The sequence below is a fragment of the Streptomyces sp. NPDC059866 genome (genome assembly GCF_042731325.1).
In the GTDB taxonomy this organism is placed as follows: domain Bacteria; phylum Actinomycetota; class Actinomycetes; order Streptomycetales; family Streptomycetaceae; genus Streptomyces; species Streptomyces flavusporus.
In genome coordinates this window covers 273,816-288,002 of sequence record NZ_JBHWJT010000007.1, presented here as the reverse complement: position 1 = coordinate 288,002, position 14,187 = coordinate 273,816, and the positions used below count along the sequence as shown (strand labels likewise).

At 71.6% G+C, this 14,187-nt stretch carries 13 protein-coding genes; 3 read left to right on the top strand and 10 right to left on the bottom strand.

What is annotated here, in order from left to right:
* Nucleotides 1-68 precede the first annotated feature (68 nt).
* The 6 genes from cysD to ACFV7R_RS13615 form a co-directional block, all read right to left on the bottom strand.
* The gene (cysD, locus tag ACFV7R_RS13640; protein WP_129800936.1) at nt 69-977 is read right to left on the bottom strand and encodes a sulfate adenylyltransferase subunit CysD; all 909 of its coding nucleotides are present in this window, start codon (nt 975-977) and stop codon (nt 69-71) included.
* Complete coding sequence (gene cysC / locus ACFV7R_RS13635; RefSeq protein ID WP_385263376.1) at nt 974-1,510, bottom strand: adenylyl-sulfate kinase; 537 nt, start codon at nt 1,508-1,510, stop codon at nt 974-976. Before cysC ends, cysD begins: the two co-directional genes overlap by 4 nt.
* Before the next feature lie 8 nt (nt 1,511-1,518).
* Nucleotides 1,519-2,631 (bottom strand): sulfotransferase family protein, encoded by a 1,113-nt coding sequence (locus ACFV7R_RS13630; protein WP_385263274.1) that lies wholly within the window; start codon nt 2,629-2,631, stop codon nt 1,519-1,521.
* 108 nt (nt 2,632-2,739) lie between these two features.
* Nucleotides 2,740-3,825, bottom strand: a complete 1,086-nt coding sequence (locus tag ACFV7R_RS13625; protein ID WP_385263272.1) for a type III polyketide synthase — start codon at nt 3,823-3,825, stop codon at nt 2,740-2,742.
* Between the two features lie 378 nt (nt 3,826-4,203).
* Nucleotides 4,204-6,489, bottom strand: a complete 2,286-nt coding sequence (locus ACFV7R_RS13620) for an MMPL family transporter (protein WP_385263270.1) — start codon at nt 6,487-6,489, stop codon at nt 4,204-4,206.
* A gap of 92 nt (nt 6,490-6,581) precedes the next feature.
* Complete coding sequence (locus tag ACFV7R_RS13615; RefSeq protein WP_385263269.1) at nt 6,582-7,307, bottom strand: DUF2993 domain-containing protein; 726 nt, start codon at nt 7,305-7,307, stop codon at nt 6,582-6,584.
* Nucleotides 7,308-7,381: 74 nt separating this feature from the next.
* On the opposite strand from ACFV7R_RS13615, the gene ACFV7R_RS13610 reads away from it, so the two are divergent.
* The 3 genes from ACFV7R_RS13610 to ACFV7R_RS13600 all read left to right on the top strand — a co-directional run bounded on the left by ACFV7R_RS13610 (nt 7,382) and on the right by ACFV7R_RS13600 (nt 9,764).
* Nucleotides 7,382-8,002, top strand: coding sequence for a TetR family transcriptional regulator (locus ACFV7R_RS13610; protein ID WP_385263267.1), 621 nt, complete (start codon nt 7,382-7,384; stop codon nt 8,000-8,002).
* A gap of 149 nt (nt 8,003-8,151) precedes the next feature.
* Nucleotides 8,152-8,925, top strand: a complete 774-nt coding sequence (locus tag ACFV7R_RS13605) for an IclR family transcriptional regulator (RefSeq protein WP_129800929.1) — start codon at nt 8,152-8,154, stop codon at nt 8,923-8,925.
* Nucleotides 8,922-9,764 (top strand): SMP-30/gluconolactonase/LRE family protein, encoded by an 843-nt coding sequence (locus ACFV7R_RS13600; protein ID WP_385263266.1) that lies wholly within the window; start codon nt 8,922-8,924, stop codon nt 9,762-9,764. The genes ACFV7R_RS13605 and ACFV7R_RS13600 overlap by 4 nt, the downstream gene beginning before the upstream one ends.
* 92 nt (nt 9,765-9,856) lie before the next feature.
* Here ACFV7R_RS13600 and ACFV7R_RS13595 read toward each other — a convergent pair whose 3' ends face one another.
* The 4 genes from ACFV7R_RS13595 to ACFV7R_RS13580 are packed head-to-tail and all read right to left on the bottom strand — an operon-like array spanning nt 9,857 to nt 14,140.
* Complete coding sequence (locus tag ACFV7R_RS13595; protein ID WP_385263264.1) at nt 9,857-11,254, bottom strand: NAD(P)/FAD-dependent oxidoreductase; 1,398 nt, start codon at nt 11,252-11,254, stop codon at nt 9,857-9,859.
* 14 nt (nt 11,255-11,268) lie between these two features.
* A complete protein-coding gene (locus ACFV7R_RS13590) occupies nt 11,269-12,453 on the bottom strand; it encodes an MAB_1171c family putative transporter (protein WP_385263262.1) in 1,185 nt (394 codons plus the stop codon).
* A complete protein-coding gene (locus ACFV7R_RS13585) occupies nt 12,450-13,625 on the bottom strand; it encodes an MAB_1171c family putative transporter (RefSeq protein ID WP_385263261.1) in 1,176 nt (391 codons plus the stop codon). The genes ACFV7R_RS13590 and ACFV7R_RS13585 overlap by 4 nt, the downstream gene beginning before the upstream one ends.
* Nucleotides 13,622-14,140: a toxin gene (locus tag ACFV7R_RS13580; RefSeq protein WP_385263374.1), complete on the bottom strand. Its 519-nt coding sequence runs from the start codon at nt 14,138-14,140 to the stop codon at nt 13,622-13,624. The genes ACFV7R_RS13585 and ACFV7R_RS13580 overlap by 4 nt, the downstream gene beginning before the upstream one ends.
* Nucleotides 14,141-14,187: the final 47 nt, after the last annotated feature.

The following is a 14,187-nucleotide window of genomic DNA, read 5'->3' as shown; positions in this document are numbered from 1 at the left end:
TGCCGCGCATCATCAGGGCGGCGGTGAAAAGCGGGGGGTGGCCGAGAGCTGTCACGTCGGCGGTCATGTCAGAAGTACCCCTCGCGTTTGCGGTCCTCCATCGCCGCCTCCGACAGCCGGTCGTCGGCGCGGGTGGCGCCGCGCTCGGTGAGCCGGGACGCGGTGATCTCGACGATCACCTCGTCGACGTCGGACGCCTCGGACAGCACGGCGCCGGTGCAGGACATGTCGCCGACGGTGCGGTAGCGCACCCGGCGCTTCTCCACCGGCTCGCCGTCCTTCGGGCCGCCCCAGTCGCCCGGCGCCAGCCACATGCCGGAGCGCAGGAACACCTCCCGTTCGTGCGCGAAGTAGATGGACGGCAGCTCGATGCCCTCGCGGCCGATGTACTGCCACACGTCCAGCTCGGTCCAGTTGGACAACGGGAAGACCCGCACATGCTCGCCGGGCAGATGGCGGCCGTTGTACAGCTGCCACAGCTCGGGCCGCTGCCGGCGCGGGTCCCACGTACCGAACTCGTCGCGCAGCGAGAACACCCGCTCCTTCGCGCGGGCCTTCTCCTCGTCGCGCCGTCCGCCGCCGAACACCGCGTCGAACCCGCCGCCGCTGATCGCCTCCAGCAGAGGCAGCGTCTGGAGCGGATTGCGGGTGCCGTCGGGACGTTCGCGCAGCACACCCCGGTCGATGTAGTCCTGTACGGACGCCACATGGAGGGTGAGCCCATGTGCAGCCACCACACGGTCCCGGTAGGCGAGCACCTCCGGGAAGTTGTGCCCGGTGTCCACATGCAGCAGCGCGAACGGCAGCGGCGCCGGCGCGAACGCCTTCAGCGCCAGATGCAGCATGACGACGGAGTCCTTGCCGCCGGAGAACAGCAGCACCGGCTTCTCGAACTCGCCGGCCACCTCGCGGAAGATGTACGCCGCCTCCGACTCCAGGACGTCGGTGTGCCCGAGGCGGGCGGCCACGGCCGTCACAGCAGCCCCCGTTCCGCCATCAGCGTGTGCAGGTTGTCCACCGACTCGCCGACGGACTGCAGTTGGGTCTCCACCTTCGCGTCCGGTGACTGCGGCGGCTCGTACGGGTCGTCGATGCCGGTCAGCCCGGACAGCCGCCCGGCGCGGGCCTGCGCGTACAGGCCCTTCACATCGCGTACGGCGCACACCTGGAGCGGGGTTGCGACATGCACCTCCAGATACGGGGTGCCGCTCGCCTCGTGCCGTTTGCGGACCGCCTCGCGGCTGTCGGCGTACGGCGCGATGACCGGGACCAGCACCAGGATGCCGTTGCGGGCCAGCACCTCGGCGACCAGGCCGATGCGCTGCACGTTGGTGTCCCGGTCCTCGCGGGTGAAGCCGAGGCCGGCGCTGAGGAACGTACGTATCTCGTCGCCGTCGAGCACCTCGACCCGGTGCCCCTCCCGGGTGAGGCGGCTGGCCAGCGCCTGCGCCAGCGTCGTCTTGCCGGAGCTGGGCAGCCCGGTCAGCCACACCGTGGCGCCCTTGGTCAGCGGGGTCCTCATGCGCCGCTCCTTGCCGCCGTACCGGCCATCGGGACGACACCGTGCGCGGCGAGCACGGAGAACCCGGCGGCGCACGCCTGCTCCAGCTCCTCGCGCTCGGCGTCGGGCAGGTCCCGCCAGGACGACGAGGGCGCGCCCACCTTGGCCGCGCACCGCCGCTCCCAGTCGGTGTCCACGAAGTCCGCGCCGAGGAACTCACCGATGCGGTGCAGGGACTCCTCGGGCGCGGCCAGCAGGTCCTCGTACCAGATGTGCAGCACGTTCTCCTGCGGCAGCGCGGACATCGCCTCCATGCCGCGCTTCATCTCGTCCGCCCAGTACGTGCCGAACAGCGACACCGGGAGCCGGTAGTCGCGCACGGCGTCGGCGTCGAAACGATCCGGCAGGAACGGCAGCAGCTCGTCCGGTACGAACCCGAGATCGCGTTCGGTGCCGGCGGACTGCTCCTCGGCGTACGGGTCGTGGCCGAGGGTGAGGTGCAGCGCCATCACCACCGCGGCCATACGGAAGCCGGTGTGGCGGCTCATGGAGAGCGCGGTGTCCCGGCCGTCGCGCACGATGTGCAGATAGCGGGCGTCGGGGAAGTGCTCGCGGAACTGCCCGGCGAGGATCAGCGAGCCGCCGCTGCGCTCGGCCCACAGGGTCTTGCCGAAGCGGGCGCACAGCCAGGCGAACAGGCGGTGGTAGTGCTCGCCGGCACCGGCGTCCGGGAACTCGGCGACGGCTGCTTCGAGTTCGCCGTACAGCTCGTCGGGGGTGTCGGTGAGGTGGGGGAGGGTGGTCAGCAGGACGGCCGGGATGCCGGTGCCGGCCTGGAAGCGGCTGGTGGGCGAGGGCTTGTAGAGGACTTCCCTGGGGGCCAGCCCGTGGGCGGTCAGGAGTCGGTTGACGGTGTTGCGGGAGGACAGGACGTCCCAGAACTCCGCGGCCGTTAAGGGGCCTTCGGGGAAGACCCGGGCGGTGATCCGGTACATGTCCGTGAGGTGGTTGAAGAGCTCCGACAGGCTGAGGACCTGCGGGTGCTCGCGCAGCAGCTCGGAGACCAGAGTCGAGCCGCAGCGGCCGGTGCCGGTGACGAAGACCTGGCCCGGTGAGGTCGGGTTGGGCATGGCGCAGCTGTTCCTTCCGTGCGTCCTTGGGCGGTGTCCGTGGGGTCGTGCTGGAAGGTGCTTCGGGCGGGCCGACGGTGTGGGGCCGTGGGGCGGGCCCGGCCGGTGTCAGGACCGGCGCAGCAGGGCCGCGTACAGCGTGAGGCCGGGGCCGAAGGCCATGGCGACCACCGGGCCGTCGGTGCGGGGCAGTCGCTGGAGGACCATCAGGACGGTGGGCGAGGAGCAGTTGCCGCACTCGTCGAGGACGCCGTACGAGGCGTCCAGCGCGCCGGCGGGCAGCTCGAGGCGCTCGCCGACGACCTCGAGGATGCGCTTGCCGCCCGGGTGCACGGCCCAGCCGGTGACCTCCTCGGGCGTGAGGCCGTGCGGGGCGAGCAACTGGTCGCGGACCACCTCGCCGACGTGCTGGGCGAGCACGTCGGGGACCTTCGGCGAGAGGCCCATCTTGAAGCCGAGGTCGGTGATCTGCCAGCTCATGTGGTCGGCGGTGCTGTGGTCGGTGACGGCGACCACGTCGATGACCTCGTAGCCGCTGTCGGCGTCGGGCTCGAGGACGACGGCCGCGGCGGCGTCGGCGAACAGCGCGTGCGCCACGATCTGTTCGATGTCCCGGGTGGGCGGCTGGACGTGCAGCGAGGTCAGCTCCAGACACAGCAGCACCGCCGGCCGGCCGCGCGAGGCGACGAAGTCGGAGACGGCGCCCAGCGACGGGACGGCCGCGTAGCAGCCCATGTGGCCGATGAACAGCCGCTGGACCTTGCTGGACATGCCCAGCTCGTCCGCGAGCCTCAGGTCGAGGCCGGGCGTGGTGTAGCCGGTACAGGAGGCCACGGCCAGCAGGCCCACGTCCGACGGGGCCAGGCCCGCGGACTCCAGGGCGTCGGCGACGGTGCGCTTGCCGAGGGGCACGGCCTCCTCGATGTAGCGCTCCATGCGCTGTCCGGTGCTCCAGCCGGACACTTCCTTCTCGGCGCGCGGGTCCACGGCCGTGGAGCGGGAGCTGATTCCGGAATTCTCGAATATCCTGCGGGCCAGCGGAAAACCGTCGTAGTGGTCCAGGAAAAATTCCTGCCACAGGTCGTCCTGGCTGCTCCGGGTGCTCGGAAAAGAATGCGAGGAGCCGGTGATGACGGGGCGTGCGGCGGCACGCAGCCCCCGGCGGGCAGGGGCGATTTTCTCTTCGAGGTGCATGCGTGATCCCTTTGCTTTTGGGCAGCGGAAACGGCCGCGTCGGGCCGACGGCGGGAGAGAGGGAATCGTGCGTGCTGATGGAATCCGACCCGGGCGCCTTTGCGCAGGCCAGACCGTCCATATGGAGATACGCCGAAACGGCGCACGGAAGATGAAAGAAAGAGTGGTCTGCTCTCCCCCGCTCGAACCGGATGTCGATTCGGTGCCCTCAGTCAAACACAGGACTTCCGGCGGAATCAAATATTCCGCGGTTAATTTCCTTGTCAGTAACAATTAGCGGCTGAAAAACGCCAGCCTGCCTCTCGGTGAACCCGAGAGGCAGGCCGGCGCTGTGTTTTTCTGTTGGGTATCGGTGTCCGGAATCGAGCCGGAGGTAATTCAGCCAGAACTTGCGTTGATTTCGGTCAGCGGCCGTGCGGGTTCCGCCCGGGCCGGCTCGTGCAGCCGGGCGCCCTCGATGTCCAGGTCGGGCAGCAGCCGGTCCAGCCCGCGCGGCAGCCACCAGGCGCCGCGTCCCACCATCGCCAGCACCGCCGGCACCAGGGTCATCCGTACGACGAAGGCGTCCACCAGCACACCGAACGCCAGGGAGAACGCGATGGGTTTGACGATGGCGTCCTCCGTCGTCACGAAGCTGGCGAAGACGAAGAACATGATGAGCGCCGCCGCCGTCACCACCCGCGAGGCGTGCCCGGCCCCGTCGATCACCGCGTCCCTGGCCCGGCCGGTGCGCACCCACTCCTCGCGCATGCTGGACACCAGGAAGACCTCGTAGTCCATCGCCAGTCCGAAGAGCACGGCCATCAGCACGATCGGCAGGAAGCTGACGACGGGACCGGTCCGGGCCACCCCCAGCGCGTCGGCGAGCCAGCCCCACTGGAACACCGCCACGACCGCACCGAAGGACGCCGCCACCGACAGCAGGAACCCGACGGTTGCCTTGACCGGCACGACCAGCGAGCGGAAGACCAGCAGCAGAAGAATCAGACAGAGCCCGACGACGACGGCCGCGAACGGCAGCAGTGACGCGCTCAGCCGGTCGGAGACGTCGATGCCGATCGCCGTGGTGCCGGTGACGGACACGGCGGCGCCGGTCTCCCGCTCGATGACGGACGCGTCGCCGCGGATGGCGTCCACCAGGTCCTGCGTGGACTCGTCCTGCGGTCCGCCCTCCGGTACGACCTGGATCACCGCCCGCCCGGACTCCGGCGCGTACTGCGGCTGACCGACCTTGACCACGCCCGGCAGCTCCTGCAGCCGTCCGGCCACCGCGGCCGCCTGCTGCTGCCCGGCCTGCCCCTGGGTGTCCGCCTCGGCGAGCACCAGCAGCGGACCGTTGAAGCCGGGACCGAACGCCTCGTCGACGGTGTCGTACGTCTCGCGCTGCGACGTCCCGTGCGCCGCCGTGCCGTTGTCGGGCAGCGCCAGCCGCAGATCGGCGGCGGGCAGCGCCAGGGTCACCAGGGCGGCGACGGTGCCGACGACGACGAGCAGGGGGCGCCGGGTGACGAGCCGGGCCCAGCGCTGCCCCATGACGGAAGCCTTTGCTGCGGCCTCCTCCGTGGCTTCTTCCGGGGCCTCCTCCGTGGCTTTTTCCGTACCCCTCGCGGGAACCTCCCCCGCGGCGACAGTCGCCCGCCGCGCGGCCCGTGACCCCGGCCGGGGCGCGAGCCGTGCCCCCGCGAGGCCGAACAGCGCCGGCAGCAGTGTCACCGCGACCAGCACGGCGATGAGCACCGTCGCCGCCGCACTCAGACCCATCACCGTCAGGAACGGGATACGCACCACGAGCAGCCCGACCAGCGCGATGACGACCGTCGTCCCGGCGAAGACCACCGCACTGCCCGCCGTACCGACCGCCCGTCCCGCCGACTCGCGCGGCTCCATTCCCTGGGCCAGCTGCGTCCGGTGCCGGGACAGCACGAAGAGCGCGTAGTCGATGCCCACCGCAAGACCGAGCATCAGCGCGAGGCTCAGCGCGGTCGACGACACCGTCACACCCGAGGACACCGCCAGCAGCCCGGCGAGCCCGGTGCCGACGCCGACGAAGGCGGTCAGCAGCGGCATCCCGGCGGCGAGCAGCGAGCCGAAGGTGATGGCGAGCACGGCCAACGCGACCACCACGCCGAGCAGTTCGAGGACGCTCGGGGTGAGCACGCCGTTGCCATAAGCCTGACCGCCGACGGAGACCTCCAGCCCCGCCTCCTCGGCGGCCCTGGTGGTCTCCTCCAGTGAGTCGAGCGTGCCGTCGTCCAGGTCGGAGCGGCTGACGTCGTAGTTGACCTGGGCGAGCGCGGTGCGCCCGTCGGGGGTCACGGTGCCGGCCTTGTCGGGCGGGATCACGGCGGCGACCTGCGGGGCGTCCTGCGCGGCGGTCAGCGTCCGCTGGATGCCCTGGGCGGCCTGCGGATCGGTGACCTTCGCGCCGTCGGGCGCGGTGAACACGATCTGGGCGCTGGTGCCCGCGGCCGCCGGGAAGTCCTCGGCCATCGTGTCCTGCGCCTGCTGGGATTCGGAGCCGGGAATGGTGAACTCGTTGTCGAGCTTGCCGCCCACGACGACCAGCGCGCAGACGGCGCCCGCCAGTACGGCCAGCCAGGCCGCCAGGACGAGCCGCCGTCGGCGGTAGGCGCCGAGACCGAGCCGGTAGAGCCATGTCGCCACGGAGATGCTCCTCGTGCAGTAGTGGCTTGTGCGGTGGGGGTCCGAAAACGGACGGGTGTCGGTGGGCCGGGGCGTCGGTCGGGCGGAGCGGGTCAGGCCTTCACGGTCGTGCTGCCTCCCGCCAGTTCCAGGCGCAGTCCGTCGGCGGTGACGGCGAGCCGCTCCGGCTCCAGGTCGAGGGGCAGTCCGGACAGGTCCAGCTCCTGCGGGGTGTCCCCGAGCAGCTGGCCGGCGAGGGCGTCGGGAACGATGCGCTCGCCGATGCGCACCGTGGTGCGTTCGAACCGGATGCCCTCCTTCTCGAGGACCGGCCGGAAACCGATGGAGATCCGCCCGGCCGGCCCGGCCTGCACGACCAGTTCGCCGCTCTCCGGATCGGTGGTCACCGCCGCGGCGCCCAGTGCGCCCCCGGTCATCGTGGCGACGGCGTCGGCGAGCGCGGCGTCCGTCAGCTCGGCGCTCACCCGGGTGTCGGCCACCGACAGTCCGTCGCCGGTGCGGACCACATCGGCCAGTTCGGCGTGCAGGTCGACTCCGGAGAACCGGCGGAACGTCGCGCCCTCACCGGAGACCTCCACATGGGAGAAGGACCCGCGGGCCAGTTGCAGCATCACCGGCGTCGGTCCGAAGCCCACGTCCAGCCCGGTGTGCAGTCGGCGCTCCATACGGTTCGCGAGCCGGTCGGCCGCCTGGTGACGTGCCACCGCCTCCGCGACACCTCCGGCGGCCAGCACCGCGCCGGTCACGCCCAGGGTGATCAGGCGGGCTCTGCGGGACACCCGCCCGCGGAACACATGCCCCCTCCGAAAAAGTGTCATGACTGACAGCATAGCGAAGGTGTCATGACTGACAGATTCTGTACCGTCGGTTTTCCGCCTGCGATACTCCTCACATGGCAACCCTCGACACCCCCTCCGCGGCGCCGCGTGGGCGTCGCGAGGCGCACAAGGCGGCAACGCGCAAGGCCCTCCAGGAGGCCGCCCACCGCATGTTCGAGGAACGCGGATATGCGCAGACCACCGTGCGGGACATCGCGGCGGCCGCCGGGGTCACCGAGCGGACCTTCTTCCGCTACTTCCCCTCCAAGGAGGACCTGGTCCTCGACGAGGTCCTGGACCTCATCCCGGTCGTGCAGGCCCAGGTGGCCGCCCGCCCCGCCGACGAGGACCCGTACGCCGCCGTCCTGGGCGCCGCCCTCGACCTCATCGCCGACGGCGGCCCCGGCCTGATGTTCAGCGGGCCGCCGCAGCGCTTCCCCGGTCAGCCGGTACGCCAGTTCCTGCCGGTGCTCAGCCAGTTCGAGGACGGTCTCGCCGAGGCCCTGCGGGAGCGGCTCGCCGAGCACGACCCCGACGCGGCCACGCCGCTGCGGGCGGCCGTACTGGCCCGGGCCGCCGTCGGCGCGATGCGCTCCGCCCTCTTCGCGTACACCGCCCTGCCGGAGGAGGAGCGCACGCCGGCCCTGGCGGACGAGCTGCTGCGCACGGCGTTCGGGCATCTGCGCGAGCCCTGAGCGCGCGACCACCTGTCCATCCGGCCGCTGCAGGCCCATTGCCCAGGCAAACACTCCATGAGTAGCCTGTGTTCGTCATTCCGATCGACAGTTGAAATTTCGAACGCAGCCGCAGACGCAAGTCTCAGAAACAAGGGAGGGGGCCGGTCGTGGGACGCCTCGTACCTGCCGTGACCCGGGCTCTCGACATCCTGGAGCTCTTCCTCGACGGGGACGGCACACTCTCCGCCCCCGACATCGTGCGCAAGCTACAGCTTCCGCGCACCACCGTGCACGAACTGGTCACCACCCTCGCCGCCAGGTCGTACATCGTCCAGGTGCCCGGCCAGCCGGGCCGCTACCGGCTGGGCGTACGCCCGTACCAGCTCGGCAGCCGCTACGCCGAACAGCTCGACCTCGCCGCCGAGGGCCAGCAGGTCGCCCGGTCCGTCGCCGAGACGTGCGACGAGACCGTGCACGTGGCCATCCTCGAGGGCACCGACGTCATCTACATCGCCAAGGTCGACTCCACCCACGCGGTGCGCATGGTGTCGGCGGCGGGACGTCGCCTCCCCGCCCACTGCACGTCCGTCGGCAAGATGCTGCTGGCCTCGCTGCCCGAGCCGGAGCTGACCGCACGCATCCCGGACGACGCCGACCTGGTCGCGATGACGCCGAACAGCATCACCGACCCGGCCGCCCTGCGCGAGGCCCTCGCCGGGATCCGGCAGCGGCAGATCGCCGTGGAGAGCCGCGAGTCCAACCCGGACGTCAGCTGCGTGGCCGCCCCGGTGCGCGACCGCACCGGCAAGGTGGTGGCCGCGCTGTCCATCTCCGTGCCCATGATCCGCTGGAGCGACGAGCGCCGCGCCGAACTGGAGCAGCTCGCCGTCAAGGGCGCCGCGGAACTCTCCGAACGCCTCGGCCACCGGAGCGTGGCATGACGTACGAGGTGGCGGTACGCGCAGAGGCGACGCTCGGCGAGGGCCCGACGTGGGACCCGGCGACCGGACGCCTGATCTGGATCGACATCCTCGGCTCCCGGCTGAACACCTACGACCCCTCCTCGGGCGTCCGCACGGCCCGCTCGACCCCGCAGCACGTCGGCGCGGCCAAGCCCCGCACCAACGGCGGCCTGGTCCTCAACCTCCGCGACGGAGTCGGCCTCCTCGACCCGGACGGCTCCTTCCGCTGGCTCCACCGCGACCCCGTCCCCGGCCGCCGCGCCAACGACGCCGCCGTCGCCCCCGACGGCACCCTGTGGGCGGGCACGATGCGCTACGACGAGGCTCCCGGCGGCGGCACCCTGTCCCGGATCACCGGTGACGGCTCGGTGGACGTCGTCCTCGACGACGTGGCCGTGAGCAACGGCACGGGGTGGAGCCCCGACGGACGGTTGATGTACTACATCGACTCACCGACCCGCCGCGTCGACGTCTTCGACTTCGAGAGCGGACGCGTCTTCGGCCGGCGCCCCTTCGTCGAGATCGAGGAGGGTGCCGGTTTCCCCGACGGCCTCACCGTCGACGCCGACGGCTGCGTGTGGGTGGCGCTGTGGGACGGCGGAGCGGTCCGCCGCTACACGCCGAGGGGCGAGCTGGACCGGGTGATCACCCTTCCCACCCCGCGGGTCACCGCGTGCGCCTTCGGCGGACCCGACCTGTCCGACCTCTACATCACGACCGCCCGAGTGGGGCTGGACGCCCCGCACCCGGTGGCCGGATCGCTGCTGGTGGTGCGGGGCGTGGGGAAAGGGTTGCCGCAACCGGCGTTCACGGGTTAGCACCAGCCGCGGGCAGTCGTGCCTCCCCCTCTGGGGGAGGCACCCCCCAACGCCGGCCTGCGCGACCCGCCCCCGTCCGATCAGCGACCCGCCTACCACCCCGTCCGATCCAACCCCCGCAGAACCTCCCGCTCCTTCGCCGTCAGCGGCGGTCCCGCAGGAGCGGGCAGAGGCGGACCCGTGAGGGCGGCCAGGAGGGCGTTCGGGCGGAAGAGGCGGGTCGGGCCGGCGGCCAGGCTGGTCACGTCCCACAGGGCGGAGGCCGCCGCGTAGGAGCCGGTGGCCGCTCTTGTCAGTCGGCGGGTGTACCCGGCGGCCAGCCGGTCCGCGGTGCCGGGTCGGCCGCCGCGTGTTCCCGGGTACCAGACGTCCTGGCTGACGGCCAGGGTCCACGCCGCGTCCACCGTCCCGGCGGCAGCGCGCTGCACGCGGCGGGCCAGTCCGGGTGCGGCCGGGCCGTCGCGCCGTAGCTCGCGGGCGAGGAGCTGGGCGCCGAGCGCGGCCACCGACATGCCCTGCCCGTAGGCCGGGTTGAAGGCGGCCACCGCGTCACCGAGAACGACGAAGCCCTCGGGCCACTGCCGGGTCTTCTCCAGATACCGTCGGACGTTGCTGGTGCTGCGCCCGATGTGGACGTCGGTGAGTGGTTCGGCGCCGGAGATCAGCCGGCCCACGATGGGGTCGGGCAGGTCGAGGGTGTACTGGAGGAAGCCGTCGGGGTCGGCGGGCGGCTCGCCACCCCGGGTGCCGGCGAGGCTGACCATCCAGCGGTCGCCCTCGATGGGCAGGACCATCCCGCTGCGGCCCGGCCGGGACGCGTAGGGGTCGGCCTGCACCATCGTGAGCGGGAACCCCTCGGCGCCCGGCGGTGTGCGGTAGATGCGGGTGGCGTTGACGAGACCGGAGTCGACGGATGTCTCCCTGATGCCGGAAATGCCCAGCAGATCCAGCCACTTGATGACACGTGTCCCCCGTCCGCTCGCCTCGACGACGAGCGCGGCGTCAAGGTCCGTGTCACCGTCGGGTGTTGACACACGGACACCGTGAACACGCCTGTCGCTGCCGATGAGTTCGAGGACCTGCCCCTTACGGATCTCGACCGGGGTCCCGGCGACGACCGCCTCGCGCACCGTCCAGTCCAGCAGCGCCCGCGTGCACGTGATCATCTGGGGCCCCTCGTGCCGCCAGCGCCGGAGCCAGCCCTCGGGCGTGAGGGCCACCATGCCCCGGCCGAGGGATATCTCGTGGGCGCCCGCGGCGAGCAGGTCCTTGCGCAGCCGGGTGCCCGGCACCAGCTCCTCCATGGCGGCCATACCCCCGGCCATCAGGAGGTGGGCGTGGCGCCCCTGCGGGAGTCCCTTGCGGTGTTCCGGGCCCTCGGGCAGGTCGTCGCGTTCCAGCACGATCACCTCGTCCACGACGGTGGACAACGCCGCCGCGGCCAGCATGCCGGCCAGGCCGGCACCGATGACAACAGCTCTACGCGACATGGGACTCCTTGGATTCAGCCATGGTTCAAGCCATGCGAGGTGCTCACCGTACCTTCACGCATGGCGACCACCGGCGAGCGCGTCAGGACCTGCGCCAGCTCCACCAGCCCGCTCGGGTCGGAGACTTCGGTGGCGTAGAGCCGATAAGTGCTCGGCCGGTCGAGGGGCTGCTCTCCGGCGGCGGCACGGCGCGCGGCGTCGTCGACCATCGCGGCCTCCGCGACCACGCGGGCCTCGTGCGCGCAGCGGTTCTCACGCAGGGTGGCGTCCCGGGCCCGCTCACGCACCCGGTCGTCGAAGTAGGGGGCCAGTGCCAGCAGCGCGTCGTGGATGGACACCTCCCGCCAGTGCAGCCGCTCCCGAGGCAGTTGCCACCAACTGCTGGGCGACTTCGGCGCGGTGGACACGAACCGCACCCGCGACCACAGCGGGCCGAGCCTGCGGTAGTCGCCCAGACAGCGCCAGTGGGCGACGGCCGGCGGCAGCAGCCTCGGCAGCACGAAGCCCGCGGAACAGACCAGCGCGGCGAGCGAGGCCATCGGCGGGGCGACGGACGTGGACAGGAAGTCGAGGTCCCCGCCCGCCCAACGCGCCACCACGGCCGTGTACTTGGTCAGCTGGAACCCCAGCACGTCCAGCGCCGCGCCGGTCATGATCAGCTGCAGGCCGGTCCTGAGCAGCCCGGTGACCTCGCGCATCCACTTCAGGCACAGCGCGCACATCACCACGGTCGCGACGCTGTGCCCGACCAGGTAGAGCACCGTCATCTCGCGCATGAACGGTGTGTTGGCGTAGTACGTGTCGAGGTCGGACAGCCGCTCGGTGTCCGCGTCGGCGAGCACGAACATCACGACGATGGCGACGATCAGCGCGGCGTAGGCGGTGACACTGCGGGCGACCATGCGCCGGATCCGCTCGCGGGGGCCGCCCCGCCAGTGGATCAGCAGGATGACCAGGGAGCAGCTGTACGCGGAGAGCAGTCCGTACGTCAGCGGTGCACCGAAGTTCGTGATGCCGGTCAGGTCGTTGACGGCGCCCAGGGTCAGCGGTGCCGAGCAGACGAAGACGAGCGCGCCGAGTGCGATGGCCACGCACGTGGACACGGTCAGCGGGTTGCGTACGGCGGTGCGCGGCCGCCGGAACAGCACGGCGAAGGACAGCCCCAGCAGGCCGGCCGCCAGATACACGACGAGGCTCATGCCCGCCCCCTCGTGGTCGCCCTGCTGCTGACCCGGGCGGCGGCGACGGCCGGGGAACCCGCCAGTGCCTCGGCGATGGGCACGAGGGCTGCCGGGCCGGGCACCTCGACCGGCAGCCGGTCCGCCTCGTCCGCTGATACGGCGACGCTGTCACGTTCCTCCCGGGTGGCCGCGGCGATGACCGAAGCCCACGCGGTGGCCTCGGCCCGCTCCGGGTCGCCCGTCGCCCGCAGTTCGGCGTCGAGCGTACGGTCGTACAGGACCCGGTCGTAGAACGCGTCCAGATAGCTCAGCGCGTTGTGGATGCTGGTCTGGCGCCACATGAGCCGGGTGGTGGGGGAGGCCCAGCGCGGCCGGGCCAGCCGCAGCGAGCGGCGGGTGAGGACGTCGTCCAGTTCGCGCTCCAGCGGGGCTAGGCGCGCATACGTCCGCCAGGACAGCAGCCACCGCGTCAGCCGGGGCCCGGCCAGCGGGATCAGGATGCCGGCGGAGACGACGAACGCGCCCAGGCCGGCCGCCGCGAGGGAGACGTTGGTGTCGAGTGCGGTCCAGTCCTGCCCGAACCAGCGGCCGATGACGGCGGTCAGCTTGCACAGGCTGTACCCCGACGCGCACAGCGTGCCCACGCCCAGGGTGACCAGGCCGGCCCGCAGCCAGCCGTGCACCTGGCGGGCCCAGCGCAGCGAGGAAACCGTGGTGACGCTGACGGCGGTGAGGTGTCCGACCAGGTACAGCACGATCATCTCGGCGATGAACGGCGTCGTCGCGTAGTAGGTGTCCAGGTCGGTGCGGCGCTCCACGGGGGCGTCACCCAGGGCGAACGACACGGCGATGCCGATGACGACGAGCGCATAGGCGAAAATCCAGCGGCGCGCGGTCACCGCAACCTGCGGCCCGCCCCGCCAGCACACGATCAGCACCTGGGAGGCGGCGCTGTACGCGGTGATCGCCGCGTACGTCATCGGCGCGGCGAGGTTGGGGATGCCGCTGACGTGGTTGATCGCCCCCACCGTGGGTGGTGCCCCGAGGAAGAAGCACAGGCCGGCCAGGCCCAGGACCGCGCAGATCGCGCGCAGGTAGGGGTCCTGCCGGTGGCGGATCAGGTCCGGCGCCTTCACCGCCAGGCCGAGCCACAGCACACCGCAGCTGATGTAGTTGACGAGGCCGCTCATCTGCGGTTCCCGCGGTAGTTGAGTGCGGCTCCTATCCGGCCGGCCAGCCCCTGCGGGTCGGCGCCGCCGTCGGCAGGGGGAGCGGGGTCCGGCGGTGTTTCTATCAAGGCGCGCAGCCGCTGGCCCATCAGCATGCCGAACCGGTCGGCCTCCTGCTCGTCGGCGAGGCAGAAGTCGGTCCGCAGCGCGGCGGGCCCGTCGGCGGCTGTGGCATGCGACGTCTCCGACTGCTCCCGGCTCATGTGCCACACCTCGTGACAGAAGATCACGATCTGGTGCCATACGGCAGCCCGCTTGTCGACGACGATGTCGTCCCGCGTCTCACGGTTCAGCCACAGCCCGCTGGCGGTGTGGGGCGGGAAGACCTCCCGGTGCAGGACGACTTCGCGGCCCCGCCACTCACTGACGGATGCGACGAGTGCGGCCAGCAGAGCCTCGGGGTCGGCCGGGACGGGAACCCGGATCTGGGCGATGAGGGCGTCGGCGAGCCGGCGCATCTCCTTCTTCTTACGCACCATTCTTCCCCGGGGTTGTCTCGTCGTTCAGCGTCTCGAGGGCGGTG

Bases quoted from the DNA above. Each gene is read 5' to 3' on its own strand.
- ACFV7R_RS13585 (WP_385263261.1), bottom strand. From the start codon at position 13,625: ATGAGCGGCCTCGTCAACTACATCAGCTGCGGTGTGCTGTGGCTCGGC.
- ACFV7R_RS13595 (WP_385263264.1), bottom strand. From the start codon at position 11,254: ATGTCGCGTAGAGCTGTTGTCATCGGTGCCGGCCTGGCCGGCATGCTG.
- ACFV7R_RS13610 (WP_385263267.1), top strand. From the start codon at position 7,382: ATGGCAACCCTCGACACCCCCTCCGCGGCGCCGCGTGGGCGTCGCGAG.
- ACFV7R_RS13625 (WP_385263272.1), bottom strand. From the start codon at position 3,825: ATGCACCTCGAAGAGAAAATCGCCCCTGCCCGCCGGGGGCTGCGTGCC.
- ACFV7R_RS13630 (WP_385263274.1), bottom strand. From the start codon at position 2,631: ATGCCCAACCCGACCTCACCGGGCCAGGTCTTCGTCACCGGCACCGGC.
- ACFV7R_RS13600 (WP_385263266.1), top strand. From the start codon at position 8,922: ATGACGTACGAGGTGGCGGTACGCGCAGAGGCGACGCTCGGCGAGGGC.
- ACFV7R_RS13615 (WP_385263269.1), bottom strand. From the start codon at position 7,307: ATGACACTTTTTCGGAGGGGGCATGTGTTCCGCGGGCGGGTGTCCCGC.
- ACFV7R_RS13590 (WP_385263262.1), bottom strand. From the start codon at position 12,453: ATGAGCCTCGTCGTGTATCTGGCGGCCGGCCTGCTGGGGCTGTCCTTC.